Origin of the sequence: Treponema putidum, assembly GCF_000755145.1 — a bacterium.
GTDB lineage: Bacteria > Spirochaetota > Spirochaetia > Treponematales > Treponemataceae > Treponema_B > Treponema_B putidum.
Map to the genome: position 1 here is coordinate 22,767 of NZ_CP009228.1, position 17,766 is coordinate 40,532.

General features: G+C 40.1%; 15 protein-coding genes, 1 tRNA gene and 1 riboswitch. Of the genes, 8 read left to right on the forward strand and 8 right to left on the reverse strand.

Annotated elements, in window-relative coordinates; translation table 11 throughout:
- Window positions 1-80: 80 nt before the first annotated feature.
- Window positions 81-1,004 carry a M23 family metallopeptidase gene (locus JO40_RS00125; protein WP_044977267.1) on the forward strand — a complete coding sequence of 308 codons (924 nt, stop codon included), beginning with the start codon at window positions 81-83 and terminating at the stop codon, window positions 1,002-1,004.
- Here JO40_RS00125 and JO40_RS00130 read toward each other — a convergent pair.
- From JO40_RS00130 to JO40_RS00150, 5 genes are all read right to left on the reverse strand, one after another.
- Complete coding sequence (locus tag JO40_RS00130; RefSeq protein ID WP_044977268.1) at window positions 1,001-1,495, reverse strand: hypothetical protein; 495 nt, start codon at window positions 1,493-1,495, stop codon at window positions 1,001-1,003. The two genes, JO40_RS00125 and JO40_RS00130, sit on opposite strands and share 4 nt — an antisense overlap.
- Window positions 1,485-2,126: an RNA polymerase sigma factor gene (locus JO40_RS00135; protein WP_044977269.1), complete on the reverse strand. Its 642-nt coding sequence runs from the start codon at window positions 2,124-2,126 to the stop codon at window positions 1,485-1,487. Before JO40_RS00135 ends, JO40_RS00130 begins: the two co-directional genes overlap by 11 nt.
- Window positions 2,119-2,475, reverse strand: a complete 357-nt coding sequence (locus tag JO40_RS00140; protein WP_044977270.1) for a hypothetical protein — start codon at window positions 2,473-2,475, stop codon at window positions 2,119-2,121. Before JO40_RS00140 ends, JO40_RS00135 begins: the two co-directional genes overlap by 8 nt.
- A 32-nt stretch (window positions 2,476-2,507) precedes the next feature.
- Window positions 2,508-2,978 carry a flagellar basal body-associated FliL family protein gene (locus JO40_RS00145; RefSeq protein ID WP_044977271.1) on the reverse strand — a complete coding sequence of 157 codons (471 nt, stop codon included), beginning with the start codon at window positions 2,976-2,978 and terminating at the stop codon, window positions 2,508-2,510.
- A gap of 65 nt (window positions 2,979-3,043) precedes the next feature.
- Window positions 3,044-4,264: a mechanosensitive ion channel family protein gene (locus tag JO40_RS00150; protein WP_044977272.1), complete on the reverse strand. Its 1,221-nt coding sequence runs from the start codon at window positions 4,262-4,264 to the stop codon at window positions 3,044-3,046.
- 177 nt (window positions 4,265-4,441) lie between these two features.
- On the opposite strand from JO40_RS00150, the gene JO40_RS00155 reads away from it, so the two are divergent.
- Both JO40_RS00155 and JO40_RS00165 read left to right on the forward strand, forming a co-directional pair.
- On the forward strand, window positions 4,442-5,893 hold the full coding sequence (locus JO40_RS00155; RefSeq protein WP_044977273.1) for a lipoprotein 17-related variable surface protein: 1,452 nt from the start codon (window positions 4,442-4,444) through the stop codon (window positions 5,891-5,893).
- A 120-nt stretch (window positions 5,894-6,013) separates the two neighbouring features.
- Window positions 6,014-8,362: a formylglycine-generating enzyme family protein gene (locus JO40_RS00165; protein ID WP_049992322.1), complete on the forward strand. Its 2,349-nt coding sequence runs from the start codon at window positions 6,014-6,016 to the stop codon at window positions 8,360-8,362.
- Window positions 8,363-8,430: 68 nt separating this feature from the next.
- Here the strand turns inward: JO40_RS00165 and JO40_RS00170 are convergent, their stop codons facing one another.
- The 3 genes from JO40_RS00170 to JO40_RS00180 all read right to left on the reverse strand — a co-directional run bounded on the left by JO40_RS00170 (window position 8,431) and on the right by JO40_RS00180 (window position 12,087).
- A complete protein-coding gene (locus tag JO40_RS00170) occupies window positions 8,431-10,557 on the reverse strand; it encodes a methyl-accepting chemotaxis protein (RefSeq protein WP_044977275.1) in 2,127 nt (708 codons plus the stop codon).
- Window positions 10,558-10,581: 24 nt separating this feature from the next.
- A complete protein-coding gene (locus JO40_RS00175) occupies window positions 10,582-11,901 on the reverse strand; it encodes an ABC transporter substrate-binding protein (protein WP_044977276.1) in 1,320 nt (439 codons plus the stop codon).
- A 114-nt stretch (window positions 11,902-12,015) separates the two neighbouring features.
- Window positions 12,016-12,087 (reverse strand) — tRNA-Gly (locus JO40_RS00180).
- Between the two features lie 177 nt (window positions 12,088-12,264).
- Window positions 12,265-12,443, forward strand: a riboswitch (cobalamin riboswitch).
- A gap of 153 nt (window positions 12,444-12,596) precedes the next feature.
- Between JO40_RS00180 and JO40_RS00190 the strand changes: the two genes are divergently transcribed.
- From JO40_RS00190 to JO40_RS00210, 5 genes are read left to right on the forward strand one after another with little or no spacing between them, the layout of a single operon-like run.
- Window positions 12,597-14,252: an ABC transporter substrate-binding protein gene (locus JO40_RS00190; RefSeq protein WP_044977278.1), complete on the forward strand. Its 1,656-nt coding sequence runs from the start codon at window positions 12,597-12,599 to the stop codon at window positions 14,250-14,252.
- A 15-nt stretch (window positions 14,253-14,267) separates the two neighbouring features.
- Window positions 14,268-15,245: an ABC transporter permease gene (locus JO40_RS00195; protein WP_044977279.1), complete on the forward strand. Its 978-nt coding sequence runs from the start codon at window positions 14,268-14,270 to the stop codon at window positions 15,243-15,245.
- Complete coding sequence (locus JO40_RS00200; protein ID WP_245608926.1) at window positions 15,242-16,054, forward strand: ABC transporter permease; 813 nt, start codon at window positions 15,242-15,244, stop codon at window positions 16,052-16,054. The genes JO40_RS00195 and JO40_RS00200 overlap by 4 nt, the downstream gene beginning before the upstream one ends.
- Entirely contained in the window at window positions 16,047-17,000 is a 954-nt protein-coding gene (locus JO40_RS00205) for an ABC transporter ATP-binding protein (RefSeq protein WP_049992323.1), read from the forward strand. Before JO40_RS00200 ends, JO40_RS00205 begins: the two co-directional genes overlap by 8 nt.
- A complete protein-coding gene (locus JO40_RS00210; protein ID WP_044977280.1) occupies window positions 16,993-17,658 on the forward strand; it encodes an ABC transporter ATP-binding protein in 666 nt (221 codons plus the stop codon). Before JO40_RS00205 ends, JO40_RS00210 begins: the two co-directional genes overlap by 8 nt.
- Window positions 17,659-17,766 lie beyond the last annotated feature (108 nt).

Consider the following 17,766-nt stretch of genomic DNA (forward strand, 5'->3'; position numbering starts at 1 on the left):
TTTTGTCTAAAAAAGTGAATAAATTTCACTCTTTTACCGATAATTAAGATAATTTATATGGAAAAGTTTTGCAGGTTTAAATGAAAAAAACTCATTATTTGATTGCAGGTATAATCGGTTTCCTCCTAGTCGCAGGTACAGTCTACTTTGCCTTGAACGGCTTTAATTTTGCTAGTGTATCTCAAAACTCACAGGATGACGGAATGGGAGGCGGAGATACAAGATTGCCTACTTTTAGACCTGATAAGGAAATTTCTGAAATAACGCTCCCTCCTCTCGACTACATAGTATATTCGGTAAAAAAAGGCGACATGGTGGGCGAAATTGCAGCCCGCTACGGCGTAAGTCAGGACGCAATTATAAGCTTAAATAAACTAAGAAACACTAGAACTCTTCAAATAGGACAGCTGTTAAAAATTCCTTCAATGGACGGAATTGTTTATACCCCAAAAAAAGGCGACACGCCTGAAAAATTGGCCGACACCTATAAAATTTCGCTTGAAAAATTGGCCTTAGTCAATAAAATTTCGGATAATAATGTACTAAAAGCAGGAGCTGTAATATTCTTGCCGGATGCAAAACTCGACTGGGTAACCCTTCAAGAAATCAATGGAGACCTTTTTAAGTCTCCCATACACGGAGGATATAGGATAACCTCCCGTTACGGCTGGAGGCGGGACCCTTTTACAGGAAACAGGAGCTTTCATAACGGAATAGACCTTGCAACATACCTCGGTGCCCCCATCTATGCAGCCCTTCCGGGAACCGTAGCCGCAACAGGTTACAGCAATGTATACGGCAACTATGTAATAATAAGACATCACTCAGGTTATCAAACCCTTTACGGACATATGAACTCCATTCTAACCTCGCGCGGAAAGTATGTTACCCCTCAAACTAAAATAGGAACCGTCGGCACAACAGGCAGAAGCACAGGCCCACATGTTCATTTTACGGTTTACAAAAACGGAGCCACAATAAATCCTGCCGCCGTATGGAATTAAACCTTTTCTATTTTTTGATCCTTTAGATCGAGCTTCTTTACAAAAAAATCCAGATTACGGTAAACGAATATGCCTGAATAAACGCTTACAAAGATAGCAAAAACAAGAGCAAAAGGAATTATAAAACTAAGCTTAAAATTCGTTGCAGCCCATTTACCTATTTCCGTAAACGGTATGTAAGCAAGGCCGACAATCATTAGTATCCCGACGATGGCCCATGGTAAGATGCTGACATTAGGAAGCTGATATTTTTCCGCTTGCAGGCTCAAAAAATCGGGAACCGCCGCCTCAATTTTTACCATAGTTTTTTCAGTAAGGACCTCATCTGCTTTGGTTCTAAAAGAAGAGGTATACAGATTTGAGGCTTGAGTAAGAGCACGCACAAGGCTGCGGCATTTCTTACACCTCAAAAGATGGAAAGTAACTGCAAAAGGAACCGCTTCATGCTTATCAAGAATCATATAACGGTTAATAGCTTCATTACATGTCATAAGCCAAATTCAATTTAAATAAAACCGGATACTTAGGACTTTCTTCTTGTCCGTAAATTCCTTGATTTTCAAGTTCGGTTTTTAATATTTTTTTTGAGCGGAAAATATGAGACTTAATAGTATTTACAGGGATGCCCGTAACCGATTCTATATCCGCATAGGGCATATCATAAAAAAAATAAAGGTCTATACATATTCTGTATTTTTCGGGGAGGTCGTTTACAGCCCGCCTGATTGCATTTTTTACACAATTTTGAATTTGCCTCTCTTCCGGGCTAAGATCATTAGTCCTTATCTCAAAATCATCAAAGGCAGAAACGAATTCCCTTTTACGTTTAACCGAGTTTATCGCCGAATTATAGGCAATTCTCATAAGCCATGTAGAAAAAGAAGACTCTCCGCGGAATTTAGGCAGAGCCGAAAAGGTTTTAAGCATTATATCCTGAACAAAATCTTCAGAGTCATCATGGTTTTTAAAAAAGCTCATCCCCAAAGAATAGATGCGCTTTTGGTATTTTGAAGCAATCAGGCTGAAGGCTTCGGTATTTCCTGCAAGGACAGCTTTACATAAGAGGCGGTCTTGTACGGCTTCAGGAGATTCTTTTCTAAGTAAATTGGTAAATTTAATCATCTTTCAGATCCTCTTTCTTGCCTTTAGATGAAATAAAATAGTAGGCCAAAAGGCCTATGCCGCAGCTTAAAGGTACAAGGCCTCCTAAAAGTACATAGCTCACCCCGTCTATTACCGAAAACAGAACAGTTAGAACGCTTCCTATCATTAATAAAAGAATGCCTGAAATAAGGCAAAAACCCGATAAATTAAATTTTATCGGAATATATGTTTTAGTTTGAATTTGACAGATTATTTGTTTGTTACGCCAAAATAAGTAGAAAAAAATTAAAACGCCGGCCATAACAATACCGACTATGGGAACAACAGCTATAATAATCTGTGCAGCTGCAACAGGTTGTCCGCTCATTTCAATTCCTCCAAAATTTTATTTTAAAAATTTTATTCTAAAATAACAAAGTCCTTAAAATATATACGCTTTATACGGGATAAATTCAAGATAGAATTTATCTCGGTTAATAATTCTTTTTTTAACTCATGTTCAGGTATAGTATAAAGCTCATATACCGTTTTTTGCGAAAACCAGTCAATTATGTGCTTACGTATATCTTCCTTCTTTTGAACAAGTTCTTCTTCAAAGGCTTTATCTTCAGAATTATACTCCAAAATGGGAAAAATGACAAGGGTTGCGGGTGTGGTATCGGCTGTAGAAATCCTAAGTTTGCCTAAATCGGAATAAAGAGCTTTTTTTCCGCGTATTTCCGAATGGTTTTCAGGTTTTAAGGTCTCCCCGACATTTTTTCTTTTAAAAAGAGAAAAAACCGAACCGGCAATTATAATAAGGATTAATGCAAAAAGTACATATTTAAGAAATTTATATAATCTTAAGCCTTTCCGGTTATTTTTAAGCATACTCAATTATATAAAATGGGAGCCAAATATTCAATAGAGCGGCTTATTTGAAAGGCTCACGTATATTACTTTTTTGGCAAAAAGCCGCCTACAGGATATTGGAATATCCTAAGATCGAATTCGTGGACGGATGCAAAAAGATGGTCGAAAATATCGGCTTGAATCTTTTCATATTCTGCCCAGTTGGTAGTTGCAGCAAAAACATAAATCTCCAAAGGGACGCCTGTAGGTCCCGGTTCAAGCTGGCGCACCAAGAAGGTCAGGTCTTTTCTTAAAGTATCAAGGCTTTGAAGATAGCGCGTAACGTACATTCTAAAAGTGCCGATATTGGTAAGCCTTCTATCGTTTAAAGGATTCTCGGTATTGTTACCGTACTGAGCACTTATATCGGAGCTTTCGACTTCGGCAAAATAAGATTTTAAAAGGTCTATCTTCCCTACCCTGCGCCTCAGTTCTTCATCCATAAATTTTACGGAAGAAACGTCCAAAAAAATTGAGCGCTTGATACGCCTTCCTCCCGTTTCCTGCATTCCGCGCCAATTTTTAAAACCGCTTTGCAGCAGGTCGCTTGTCGGTAAAACCGAAATGGTTTTATCCCAGTTTTGAATTTTTATCGTATGCAGAGCGACCTCGGTAACATCCCCGTCGGCATCATATTTAGGAACCGAAATCCAATCCCCGCGGCGCACCAAATCGTAGGAAGAAATCTGAAGGCTGGCCACAAAGGAAAGAATCGTCTCGCGGAATACTAAAAGAAGAACAGCCGTCATAGCCCCAATTCCGCTTAAAAGGGACCATGGGGATTTTCCGCTGATTGTTCCTGCGGCTATGATAAAACCCGCAATATAAACAATTAAGATAAAAACCTGAATATAGCTTCGGTAGGGCTTTCCTTTAAATCGGGGCTCATTTTCAGTATAGGCTGTAAGCCCGTCCAAAAAGCCGTGCAAAAGTCTTATTATTATCCATATCGAAATAAGGCTTGCAAGTTTTTGCATAAGCCCTGCTCCGAAACTTAATTTTAGAGACAAAAAATTAAAAGCAAAAATATATATAATGAGCGACGCGCGTTCTACATGAATTTTATCAAAAATATAATCGTCCAGTTTGCTCTTTGTTTTGGCTGTAATGCGGGACAATATTTTTTTCCCCGTTCCCGACATTATTTTCTTTAACAATTTATGAAGAATAAAAGAAAGAATCAAAACGGCAATCAGCCAAAAAAGCTCTTCTCTAACGGAATATTCCGAAAGCCAGCTTTGTGCCTTCCCCAATAAATTTTGCATAAAATACAATACCTCTTAAAATTTTCTTATTAAATTCTAATTTTAATTAAAAGGGGTAAGTATGTAAAGAGCTCGCTTTTAACGCTTTTAACATTTCACTTGACATTTTCGAGAAAATTTATTATAGTAATCCCACTAGTCTGTGTGAATTAAGCCTAAAATATGGAGAAAAAAGAAATGAAAAATATAACTAAACTGATATTGTCGGCACTGCTGCTTTTAGTGCTGTCTATAACCGGCTGCCCGCAAACGGGTACGTCTTCCGGTGCGGAAAATCAGGGAACAAATCCCGCCGTTCCGCAAAATCCTGATGAATTGGTTGAAGCGGATGTGCTTACGGCATTCGGTTTACAGCGAGGAAAGATTACGGCTTCGGCTGCAGCGAAAAAGATTGAAAACAGTTCGCCGACAGGCGGAATTACGTTTACCGAAAAGACGGCAGTAAGCTACGACGACGAAGCGGGAACCTTTACCGTAAAAGTAAAAGGTACAAAAAATGGAAAAGAATTTGAAAAAGAAATAACGGTCAGCGGCTTTGTCAATCCCTATGCTGCTAATCCGGAAAGTGTGGATACGACCGACGACAAGGGCGAGTTAAACCTTGATGAAGGCATTGAGCACAACCATTCAATCGAAAAATATGCGGAAAAAGCAAACGCAGATATTAAAAACTTTTTTAAAGCACCACTTACTTTTTCTCTTGTAAACGGAACTTCAGTAACACTCGGCGATTCTTCCGGTTATACATTGACTGCTACCCTTGAAAAAGAGGGGCTGGATAAAGTTAAAATCGTACCTGTATATACGGTAAAAAATCACAAAAAGACTGCTGACGGAACACCTACGGTAACGCCGGAAACAAAATATTCCGTATTCCCAGCGAAGTTTGAGGCTAATCTTACAAAGCCGTATTTTACCGAAAAAGATGTGTTTGCCTATGTTCTAAAGAAAACGCCTGATAGTGTTATAAAGGTTTACGCCGATGAATTTGCTTCGGCATTTTATGCGTTTACCAAATTAACGGAATTTGCTCCCGGCAATCTTTTTGATACTACTGCAATTGCTCTTTATACTGCTCTGTATCAAACTAAAGATACCGATGAATACATGGCGCTTGATATTACCTGCGGCGTTGCAAATCCGAAAAACGGCGGTATTGATGCAGATGACTATAAAGGCGAGCTTACGGTGCAATTTTGCATTGCAACAAATGAGATGTTGGCTGATCCCGGAAAAATTACGGCAAGTAGAGAGATAAAGAAAACCGGCTTTGCAAATATTCCCGATGATGCGGCGCTGGCAACACCGGAAACACATCTTTTCTTCAATCTTTTAAAGAAGCATTCGCTATCATCGACGGATGAAACTAAGTGGGAAAAAGAAGAGTTTAGCAAAGCATTGTTGCGTATAAATGAATCCGGTGCCGCTGTAATAGCCAATCCTTTTGGCGGCAGCAGCTCTCTTTTCAACTTATTTGTAAACGGTTCCGATCCGAATCCTGCAGTTTATTTAGGCAGCGCCGGTGCGGCTTATGGAGGAGCTTCAAAAACCAGAAATAATAAGGTGATTTTTATTGAGCATATACAATTGGTAAAAAAGCAGAAAATAAATCTCTTGAGGTTCAGGTAACGCTCAAAGGCTCTCGTACAGAACCGCTTAAAGTAATTGCTACTCCGGATTATTGATACAATCCCCCTTGTCCGCACCAAGTCGGACTTTTATGTATAAATTATGGAGGTATGAAAAATTATGAAAAAAATATTATTGATTACAACGGCTGTTATAACACTTGCCGCATTTTTTGCAGGCTGTAAAAATCCTGTAGGAAGTAACTCCGTACCGTCTTCACCGCAGCAAGGCGGCGGAAGCGGCCGCGATTCAAATCCAGTAAAAATAACGATAACCGTTGCGGGGGATACAAACGCTGTTCCCAAAGCGGACGGTAATACTTTTCCAGTAACAGTCGGTACAAAATGGGACGATATTAGAGTGCTGGCAGACAGTAAAATCGATTATACGCCAGGTTATGAAAACGTTGTATGGAAATTTAACGATGCTTCCGGTGCGGTTATTTCTGCCGGTCATAGGTTTAATACGAATGTGACCGTCTATTCCGTATCGAAACGGCCGGAAAAACAGCCGGTCAAGGTAACGATTACCATTGCAGGAGATCCGCAGGTTATTCATAAAGGTCAGAATTATACATTTAAAGTAGATAAAGGTGAAACATGGGCTCACATCAAAACTCGGGCAGCCGATACAATCGGATATGCTGAAGGCTTTGAAAACGATACGTGGAAACTGACCGATGCTTCGGGTACGGAGATTTTACCTGACTATAAGTTTGAAGCAAACACAACCGTCTACACCGTATCGAAAAAGATAGCGGTAACGATAACCGTTCAAGGGGATACAAACGTTCTTTACAGAGTAGCGGGTGATGTATCTTTTCCGGCATATTACGGCGATACGTGGAGTACACTTAAATCGCAAGCGGAAAGAAAAATCAAGTATAAACCCAATTATGAAAATAAAGACTGGAAACTTAATAGTTCTGCGGGTGAGGCTTTGATCGGCACTCATAAGTTTACCGCCAACACCGTTGTTTTTGCCGAACCCAAACGGAAAGATGTAAAGATTACCGTTACAGGCGACAGCCGTGTTACCGTAACCCCTCCCGCTGCAATCAAAGTACCGAAAGGCACTAAGTTCAGTGCAATTAAGACCAAAATCGAAAGTAAGGTTTCATGTCCGGCCGACTTTATTATAAAACAGTGGAAAAAAGACAATGCAAGCGGCCGTGTCATACATGATCATACTCCTTTCGGAACGGATACGACACTGTATGCCGAAATAAAATCGGTGAATGTTACTATAACGATACAAGGCAGCGCCCATGTGCACATAGATACGGATAATAATATCATAAGACCGAACGGTGAAACATGGAAAAATATAAAAAACTTTGCAAAAAGCAAGGTAACATGCGATCCGGGCTATATCGTGTCTGCATGGAAAAAAGGCGGCACAAGCGGAATCCCCCTTGCCGACGTTGATGCGTTTGAAGAGGATACTATCGTGTATGCAGCCGAGCAAGCTGTTACTGTTCCTGAAAGCGCAGCGGTAACACCTCCAGTAGGCGGCATTACGGGGCATGCCGTTTCATATGCCTTACCCGGTGCGGATGCTTCATGGAAAGGCGTCTTTGTTGACGGGCGTACGGTTAATTTAAATCCTTATAAAATAGGCAAGTATGAAGTAACGGTAGAACTATGGAATGAAGTATATTACTGGGCAAAAGAGAACGGGTATTTGTTTGATTTTGAGCCGGATAGCGAAGATACTCCTACCGAAGACGATCAGCCGATGGCGAATATAAACTGGCGCGACTGTATAGCGTGGTGCAATGCGTATACCGAAATGTGTTTCGGAAGTAAGGATGAATGTGTGTACCTCAATGGCTCGGCATCGGGAGATGTAATAAAAGACGGAGCCGCCAATGGAGATAGTGCTTATTGCAATTTTTCAAAAAAAGGCTTCCGTTTACCGACCGAAGCCGAATGGGAATACGCCGCCCGCTATCAGGGTGCCGACAGCACCAATGCCGAAAACTATGGCAACGGCATCTATCTGACAAAATTGGATTCCGCAAGCGGATCTGTAAAGCCTATCGGTTTTCAGGGAATGACGCCGCCTACCGGGGAAACGTATGAAACCTTACGCGATGAAACCGCCCGTGTTGCGATTTTTAATAAATGGTGGGACGGTACGGCAACAGCATTTGTAACGCAAACGCCGCCCGTAACCGATAGGGCAAATGTCGGAAGCAAAGCTGCAAATAAACTGGGGCTTTGCGACATGAGCGGCAACGTTGCCGAGTGGTGCTGGGACTTGTATAAGGCAACCGTAACTTCAAGTACGGATGCCTATCCTGCAGGACCTTTCCCGAACTATGATACAAAACGGGTAGTACGCGGCGGCAATTGGTCTGAAAGTACCGGACAAGCTGTGTATGACTGCATGACCGGCAAACGCAAAATGAATTATTCCAGCCAAGCCGATCCCATCAGAGGCTTCCGCTTAGTCTGGAAAGAGTAGCGGACGCTTATTAAAAAAATGCCGATTAAACTGCTTCAGGTTTAATCGGCATTTTTTTTAATCCGGTGTTATTCTGTTTTGAATTTGCCTACTTCTACGACAAGCCCGTCAATACTTTGTTTATTTTTTACGGCAATTTCAAGAGATTCTTTTGTAGCTTCATTTATCAAATCGACTTGTGATGAAATCCTATTCATATTTTCCCGCAAGGCTTCAGTTAAATTGCCGAGCCTGTCCGTTTCGGCTATAATTTTTTCGCTGCCTAACAGCATTTCGCCTGAGCTTTGTTTTACTCCGCTTGTCATACCGCTGACATCCTTAATCATTCCCCAAATAGCCTTTCCGTTTTGCTCTTGTTCTTCCATAGCGTGGACGACGCTTTCAATCGAATCGGTTACATCGGTTGAATACTTGGAAATAAAATTGAATTTTTCAACTGCGCTTGATGCGGAATTTGCAAGCATTTCGATTTCACCGGTTAAATCCTTAAGCGTTACTGAAATTTTCTTTCCCTGAGTGCTTGACTCTTCGGCGAGTTTTCTGATCTCGGAAGCAACTACGGCAAAACCTTTTCCGGTTTCACCGGCATGGGCTGCCTCTATTGCTGCATTCATCGCAAGCAAGTTTGTTTGGCTTGCAATATTTTGTATAACAGATCCGGTTTCAATCAATCCGCCTGAAGCTTCTGAAATTCTTTGCGAGATTTCGTTTGCTTTTATCAGCGTTGCACGCCCGTCATCGGTAGCCGAAGAAAGATTCATAATCGCTTCGCGTGTTTCTTTTACACTTCCACCTACGCTGCCTATACTTAGCGTCATCTTGTCAAACGATGAAAAAGATTGCTCAACGATTGTTGCCTGCCGCACAATGCTTTCATTCAGCTCTTTTAAAGCCGTAATTATCCGGTTGATAGCGGTATCGGTTTCTGCAATACTTTTTTCCTGCTCGGTAAAGCTGGCTTGCAAACCGTCAATACCGCCCGTAATTTCCGTAACGAATTCGCTTACCGAAATCATATTACTTTCAAGATCGGAACCTACTGCCTTCATTTCTTTGGAATCGGAGCCGACTTTTTGAATTGAGTTTTTCAATTTCAAAATAGTTTCGTTAAAATACGAAGACAAAACGCTCGTTTCATCGCCGCCGTCCGTAGGAAGTTTAATTGTCAAATCGCCTTCTCCCTGCGAAATATTTTTAAGAGCAAAAATTATCATGTTAATCGGTTTTACAATTCTATGTGCAACAAAAAAACCTACGGCAACGGCCATTATTAAACCGGCTAAAGCAATCACAATAAAAATACGTATTAAACTTAAAACGTTTTCCGAAATAAATTCCGATGAAGGAGCGGTAATCAGCAGCGTCCATCCGGAATAGCGCATAGGAGCCGCTGCCGAAATATACTGTACTCCGTCTATATTTGAAACATTAACCGACGTACTTTCGGAAGCGAGGGCATCTTTTAAAAAGGAGGTAAAGCCGCTTTTTTCATCTCCGGCGATTTCGGTAAAAATACTTTTATATAAAATTTCCGGCCTGCGGTTCCCTATTATAAGACCTTCGGGACTGATAAGATAGGCGGTACCCGTTTCGCCTATAATAATATCGCTTATTAAATTGGAAAGAGAATCGCTTAAAATATAAGAACTTATAACGCCCACTATTTTTCCTTGCAAGTCGCGCATCGGAATCGCCGCTATAGAAATATATTTATTTTCTTCGGCGGACATCTTAGGTTCCGTAATTACATATTTTCCTTTTAGTGCGGTTTTAAACCATTCGGTGCCGAGTACGTTTTCAACTTTATTATCGGTTCGGTATAAAAGACCGTCGGTACCGCTTATGCCGAAATGAATCCATCCGTACAATTTTTGCATTTGTATTTCGTTTTTAAAGAGGTTTATTTTTTCTTTATAGGAAATATCATCTTCCTGCATTGTAGGAGTATTTGAAAAAGCTTCAAGTTTTCCGAAAATGGAAGATGCCCGCTCATTTAAGATTTTTGAAGAACCGGAAACCAGTTCCCGTAAAAAATATTCGGTATTGCGCATTAAAAAATATGACGCAAGGTTTATCGAAACTATACACAAGACAGTTAAAATCGAAACTGAAAAAAGGGCAAAAGCCACTATCATTTTATTCTTTATAGAAAATAATTTTAGTTTTTTGTCTGTAGATAAGGTTTTATTTTTCATTCTATCTCCATGATTAAATGTACTTTAGTTTTTCAATGTATTGTCGGAATTGCGTACAAAATTATTCAATACATCCTGAACATTTTTGCCTGAAGCGGCTTCTTTTAAGGCGGAGTTCCAATATCCCCGCATTTTTGAAAAACCGGTTATATTATTATAATATTGTCCGAAAAACCGTTGTAAAACGGAATTATAAAGTATTTCATCATCATTTATTTCAAGTTCTATTTTTGAGCTTGCAGGAAAACCTCCGGTAGCCGCAACCAAACGCGGTGCCCACACTTTATCGACAGCCACAAAATGTAAGAATTTTTTTGCGGCTTTTACTTTATCGGGATTTCCGTTTTTAAAAATACAGGCACCGCCTACAAGAAATTCCAAAGAAGGAGAGCCCGCATCATTCGGAAAAGGCATATAAATCGGCGTAAAATTTTTTCCCTTATAGCTGCGCTTTCCGTTATTCATTTTATCCAGTTGAGGTGAATACAAAATTGTGTGAGCCGCATCGGATTCTACAAACATTTTAATGGCATCGTTTGATGTCAGCTCCGCTCCGTCGGCAAGAAGGCCTTCTTTTATAGCCGCCATTGTCCATTCAAGGTTTTTTACGGCATTCGGAGAATTATAAATATATTTTGAATAATCCCCGTTTAAAAGGTTTGCGTCCCCGTAAAGGTTTACCAAAAATGCACGGGTACCTTGGTCGCCGCCTTGAGTTTTATAATAAAAAACGCCGGGAGTTTTTCCGGCCGGCAGTTTTTCTTTCAATGCTTTAAGAAGTTTTTCATACTCGGCTACCGTCCAGCTTCGGTCGCGGCGTTTGTACGGCAGTAAATCTATAAGATTTAAATCTTCAAGCATTTCTTTATTAAACGCCATCGAAAAAGGAACTTGGTGCATCGGATACATATATGTCCGCCTGTCTTTTCCTGCCGAAACAGCCAAAAGTCCCGTTGTTATATACGGTTTTTCGGTTGCAAGAACATCATCTAAAGGCTCAAGCAAATTATTATCAGCCCACACGATAATGCGGCCGGGTGCATCATAAATAATATCGGGAGGATTTCCCTCTGCGATAGCTTTTTCAATTAAAGCAGGGCCTTCTGTAAAATCGATAAGAGTGAAATTTATTTTTATTGAAGGGTTTTCTTTTTGAAAAGCATCGATAAGGCTTTTTTCGAAGCCGCCGTCGGTACCCTTTTCCGAAGAAAAATTGGGAAATGACCAAAATTCAATTTCAGTCTCGGCACTTTTGGAATTTTTACCGGAACAGCCGATAAAAATTAGCAGAATTAAAAGCAAAATTACCGTTTTTTTCAAACCGTAAAAAAAAGCGTTTTTCATAAAAAATTTTTCCTTTGTTCATATCAAATCTTTATCATTAAGAGGCTGGCATTTTCACGCACTTAGCAACCGGCATAGTAGAGAAATGCTATCCGCCATACATAAAGGGGATAAAGCGGATGATGGGAGTCGAACCCACGTCACGAGCTTGGGAAGCTCGGGTAATAGCCGTTATACGACATCCGCAATAACAAAACTATTATAGTAAAAAAACAAAAAAAAGCAAGCGATTGTTATTGACAGCGATTCTTATTGACATCGATTGATATGGGCCGGGAATACCGAAATATACAGGGGCCTTGCATTAAATATAAAAAAAGAATATACTCTGTCTCATTGGAAAATAGTTTCCTTAAAATTAAACAACCGAATTCGCATTAAGGTTCGGCGTAATTGCCGATTAAAAAGGAAATAGGTGAAAATCCTATGCAGTCCCGCTGCCGTAACTGAAGAGTTCTTTTCAATATGCCACTGATTTTTTGGGAAGGCGAAAAGAATGAAGACTCATAAGCCGGAAGACTTGCCTTAATGATTTTAGCTTTTGCTCCTTGCGAGAGACGGGGAGGATTGCAGATACTTATCGGCATTGTAATGTGCTTCATTGTATTTACAAATCCTCTTGCGGGTTTTTCCTGTGAGAGGATTTTTTGCATTAAAGCGGATATCGGTAACATTAATCAATTTTTGGAGGAGTTATGAAAAACTCATTTTTTAAAATTTTGTCGGCTGCATTTGCAGCTCTTGTTCTGTCCGCCGCTTGTTCAAAAGCCGATTTAAGCCGGCAAACTCAAAAAGGCGGGCACGTCGAAAACCTTGTTATCGGTACTAATTTAGTTCAGCAAAACGATTTTAGCACGCAAAGGCAGAGACCGGATGCCTTACAGTACAACGCTTTAACACAGGCAAATTTCGTATATACCGACAAAAACGGAAAAATCCAACCGTATTTTTTTAGGTCCTTTACCATTTCGAAAGATGCAAAACAATTGGTTTTTACTTTTCCTTTGACGGCAGTCTGGCATGACGGAAAGCCGGTTACAAAAGACGACATTCTTTTTACATTCGATTTTATGAAGAACGTAAGAAAAACGGGCTCTTTAAAAAACTTGGAAAAATGGGAAATTACCGGAGAAAACGAGTGTACACTCACCTTTTCGGAACCCGATGCTTATTATTGGATTAACAGTGCTGTTTTAAGCTCTTTTGTTCTCCCTAAACATGTTTGGGAAGGTGTTGAAGATTATCGGCAATATAACGGAAAGGATGCTACACTAGGCTGCGGACCTTACCGTCTTGTTTCTCATGATAAAGATTCCCAAACTTCCGTTTATGAAGCGGTTCCTCAAAATGCCTTTTTGGGTGAGCTTACCATTGACAAAATTACCGTACAGACTTATTCGGGCGAAGATACGCTTATGTTCGCAATGGCAAACGGAGAAATCGATGCAATGTTCAATTATGCAAATTCCATTGACGTTACCGTAATCGATTCTTTTAAAGGAACCGAAGGCATAAATCTCGGTGAAAGCGACTATGCCGGAAACTATCAGGTTACATACGGAATGGAAAGAAAACCTTGCACGGATATTGCTTTCCGCAAGGCTTGCAGGCTTGCATTCGATTACGGTAAACTTGCAGCAGTTATCAACGGACAGTACGGCACGGCACCGGGTGCGGGCATTATACCGCCTTCCTGTAAAGGCTTTGACCCATCCCTCCCCATTCTTAAAACCGACATAAAAGAAGCTGCTCGGCTTTTGGATGAGGCAGGCTACAAGGATATTAACGGGGACGGATTTAGAGAATATCCTGACGGCTCAGAATTAAAAGTTATGGTAACGCAGCAATTTTCAACTAGAAATAAGGAACTGTTTAACCGGATGTCCGATGTAATTATGGCTTCTTTAAAAAACATAGGTGTTAAGACCTATGTCGATGAAGAGAGTTTACGGAATGATGAAGTTTGGGAACAAAATATAATTGACGGAAATTATGATATTTCAATCGGGTACACCACTTCAGGAATGGCTCAGTACACAAGTGCTTTTAGGTATTTTTTAGCCGATCCCAGATTTGAAGGCGAAAATACATGGATATGGGGAACCTTTCATAATGACGAATTTAAAGACACCTTTTTTGCCATGCAGCGAGCATCCGATGATGAGACCTACATTAAAAATGTAAGAAAACTTCAAGCTATGGCAAACGATGTAGCCTTTGCCCAAGCACTCTGTTGGGAAAAATGTTTTTTCCCGTATCGAACGGATAAGTATGAGGGCTGGGATAACTATCCTTCTTGGGGCGTCATCCATCCTACAACATGGTTTGAGCTTAGAACAATAAAAAAATAAACTTCCAAAGAAAAAATGAGATCGACGGGAAAAAAATTTCTGTACGCAGTCTGTACGGTTTATATGATAATATCGCTCAGCTTTTTGCTCATTCATATTATGCCGGGGAAACCAATTATGTATTTGGTCGGGCAAGAAGAATATTATTATCTTTTGGATCAATACCCTGCCGAACTTGAAGCATTAAAAATGAAATTCGGACTTGATGATTCGCTGTGGGTGCAATATAAAAAATATTTAAAATGTATTGCGACGCTCGATTTCGGGCGGGCCTATTCGAATCATCAGCCCGTTTCAGAAAATGTTTTGCGGGCGGCAAAAAGCACTTTACTGCTTTCGATACCTACGTGGATTTTAGGCGGAATTTTAGGGGCGGTTTTGGGAACTCTTGCAGGCTGGCGGCCGAAAGGAATTTTTGACCGCATTACAACTCCGTTTTTTTTGTTTGTAAACACAATTCCATCAAACTGTATAGGCTTAATTTTTCTTATTATATTTTCTTATAAACTTAAAATATTTCCTATAAACGGGATGGTAGGCCCCGGACTTTCGGGGGCTGAACGGTTTTGGAGTTTATTAAACCATATGGCATTACCTCTTATCATTTTAATTCTTTCGCGTACGTCAGGAAATTTTATGCTTATGAAAAGCTCCGTCTCTCAAATCCGTAACGAGGATTATTTAATAACAGCGGAGTCAAAAGGATTGGAAGATAAAAAAGTGTTATTCCGTCACGTTTTATGTAATGCATTGCTTCCTTATTCAACATCGATTTCAATTCAGCTGGGCTGGTTATTATCGGGATCGATGATAGTTGAAGTTATTTTCGGCTGGAAAGGGATGGGCTCTCTTATGTTCGATGCGGTAAGCAGGAGGGATTTTCCGACAGCGCAACTGTGTTTTTTAATTTCGGCAGTAAGCGTTGTAGCCGCAAACTGGATCAGCGACATTGTAAATATCATAATAGACCCGCGTGTAAGGAGTGAGCAATGATACAATTTTCCGATATAAAAAAAATGCCCTCTTCTTTTAAAGCGGGGCTGATTATTGTTTTGACGGCGGTGATTATTGCAATTTTTGCGCCGGTTATCGCTCCATATGATCCGTATGAAATGGGAAATATTTATGAAAAGCCCGGCTTTAATCACCTTTTGGGAACGAATGATGTCGGACAGGATATTTTAAGCGAGCTGGTGTACGGTGCACGTGTTTCTCTTTTTGTCGGCTTTTTTGCGGCAATTATTATTACCGGCATCGGCGTTGTCTTTGCCCTGCTTTCAGGATATTACGGGGGGCTTATCGATAGACTTATAACAGTACTTACCAATATTGCAATGTCAGTTCCGGGACTGCCGTTAACGGCCTTATTGGTGGCGTTTATGAAGCCCGGAAAATGGAATCTGATTATAGCTATGAGCATTACTGCGTGGACGGGAACCGCACGGATACTGCGTGCAAAAACAAAAGAAATTGCAGAACAGCCCTTTATAAAAATAGAAAAAGCCTTGGGAGTTTCAAATCTTATCATTATGTTTAAACACATATTGCCGAACCTTAAAGATATAATACTTATACGGGGTGTGCTTTCCGTTTCGGCAGCGATGGTAACGGAATCGGGCTTAAGTTTTTTAGGACTAGGAACCTATGGAGAAAAATCATGGGGTGCAATTTTGCGCTACGCTTTTTTTAGGCACAGCATTTTGCGCGGACAAATATGGTGGTACCTGCCTCCTATTATATGCATCTCGGTTACCGTTTTAGGTTTTATGCTTATAGGATATTACGGCACAAAAAATGAATAATATTGAAATAAACTTAACAGAGGCTCCTATTCTCAAAATAGAAAATTTAAGCGTTTCATTCGGTGCAAAAAATGCTCCGCAAGTTCTTCAAGATTTTAATTTAGATATTTTTGAAAGAGACAAAATTGCGGTTATAGGTGAAACGGGGAGCGGAAAAAGCGTTATGCTTTTAGCGGTATTAAAACTTTTACCTAAAAATGCAGCAGTACAGGGTTCCGCTTTTTTTAAGGATCGGAACCTTTTAAATCTTGACCGCAAAACTTTAAATTCCATTAGAGGTAAAGAAATATCCTACATTCCCCAAGGCAGCGGAAACTCTTTAAACCCTCTTCTTAAAGTGGGCTATCAAGTCGGAGAACCTCTTATAATTCATTACGGGTATTCTAAAAAAAATGCGGAGGCAGAAGCAGTAAACCTTTTGCGCAAATTCAATTTAGGCAATGAACAAGAACGGGCAGTTCAGTATCCTCACACTTACAGCGGAGGAATGAAGCAGCGGGCTATGATTGCGATGGGCATTTCAGCCGGAGCGCATTTAATATTTGCCGATGAGCCTACAAAGGGCTTGGATTCAAGACGGCTTAAAATGGTTGAACAAGCATTTAAACTCCTAAAAGAAGAAACCTATCTTTGTGTTACTCACGACCTTAATTTTGCAAAAAACATAAGCAAAAAATTATGCGTTATGCATTCTTCATACAGTGTAGAAATAGGACTTACCGAAGAAGTATTTGCAAAACCTTATCACCCGTATACCGAGGATATAATAAGGGCGATGCCCGAAAACGGACTACAGTATAAGGCAAAAAGTATGCAGCGTCCCGTTTATGAAACAGGATGCAGATATGCACCTAACTGTGAATACGCCTTTGACAAATGCAAACAACCCCCTCCCATGATCGAGATCGAAAAAAATAGAAAAGTAAGGTGCTGGAAATATGCTTGAACTTAAAAACATTTCTAAAACATATAAAAATACCCGTAAAAAAGATTTTGAAGCAGTTAAAAATATCAGTTTTTGCATAAATAAAAAAGAAACACTCGGTTTGATTGGGGACAGCGGAAGCGGCAAAACAACTATCGGACAAATTATAACCGGCTTAATAATGCCGTCAAAAGGAGAAATGTTTTTTGAAAACGCCCCTCTCAAATATCCCGTTAATAGGGAAACAAAACGCAAAATTCAAATCCTTTTTCAGCATCCAGAAATATCTTTTAATCCCAAGCTGCACATCATAGATAGCTTAAAAGAACCCTACCGTATTTATTTAAAAGAAAAAGGAATGGAGAAAATTATTCGGGATATAAAAGAATTGGGCTTAAGAGAAGAACATCTTTACCGCTACCCGCGGGAATTGAGCGGAGGAGAATTGCAGCGTTTGGCTTTGGCAAGAATTCTTTCCATTACGCCTCAACTGATTGTCTTGGATGAGCCGACGGGAATGTTGGACAGCGTAAGCCAAGCACAGATTATCCGCTTGTTAAAAGAATATCAAAATACACATCAATCAAGTTATCTTTTTATAAGCCACGATATAGTTTTAGCGGAACAATTTTGTGACAGGCTTCTTTATATAAAAGAAGGACAGCTGGATTTTCAATGACCGGACAAGCTGCAATTTTCAACCTAGACTAAACTGAAATAGGAATGATTGCCGCAAGGCACTTGCCGTAAGGTACTTGCTTCTATATTGACTCAAGAAACTATTTAA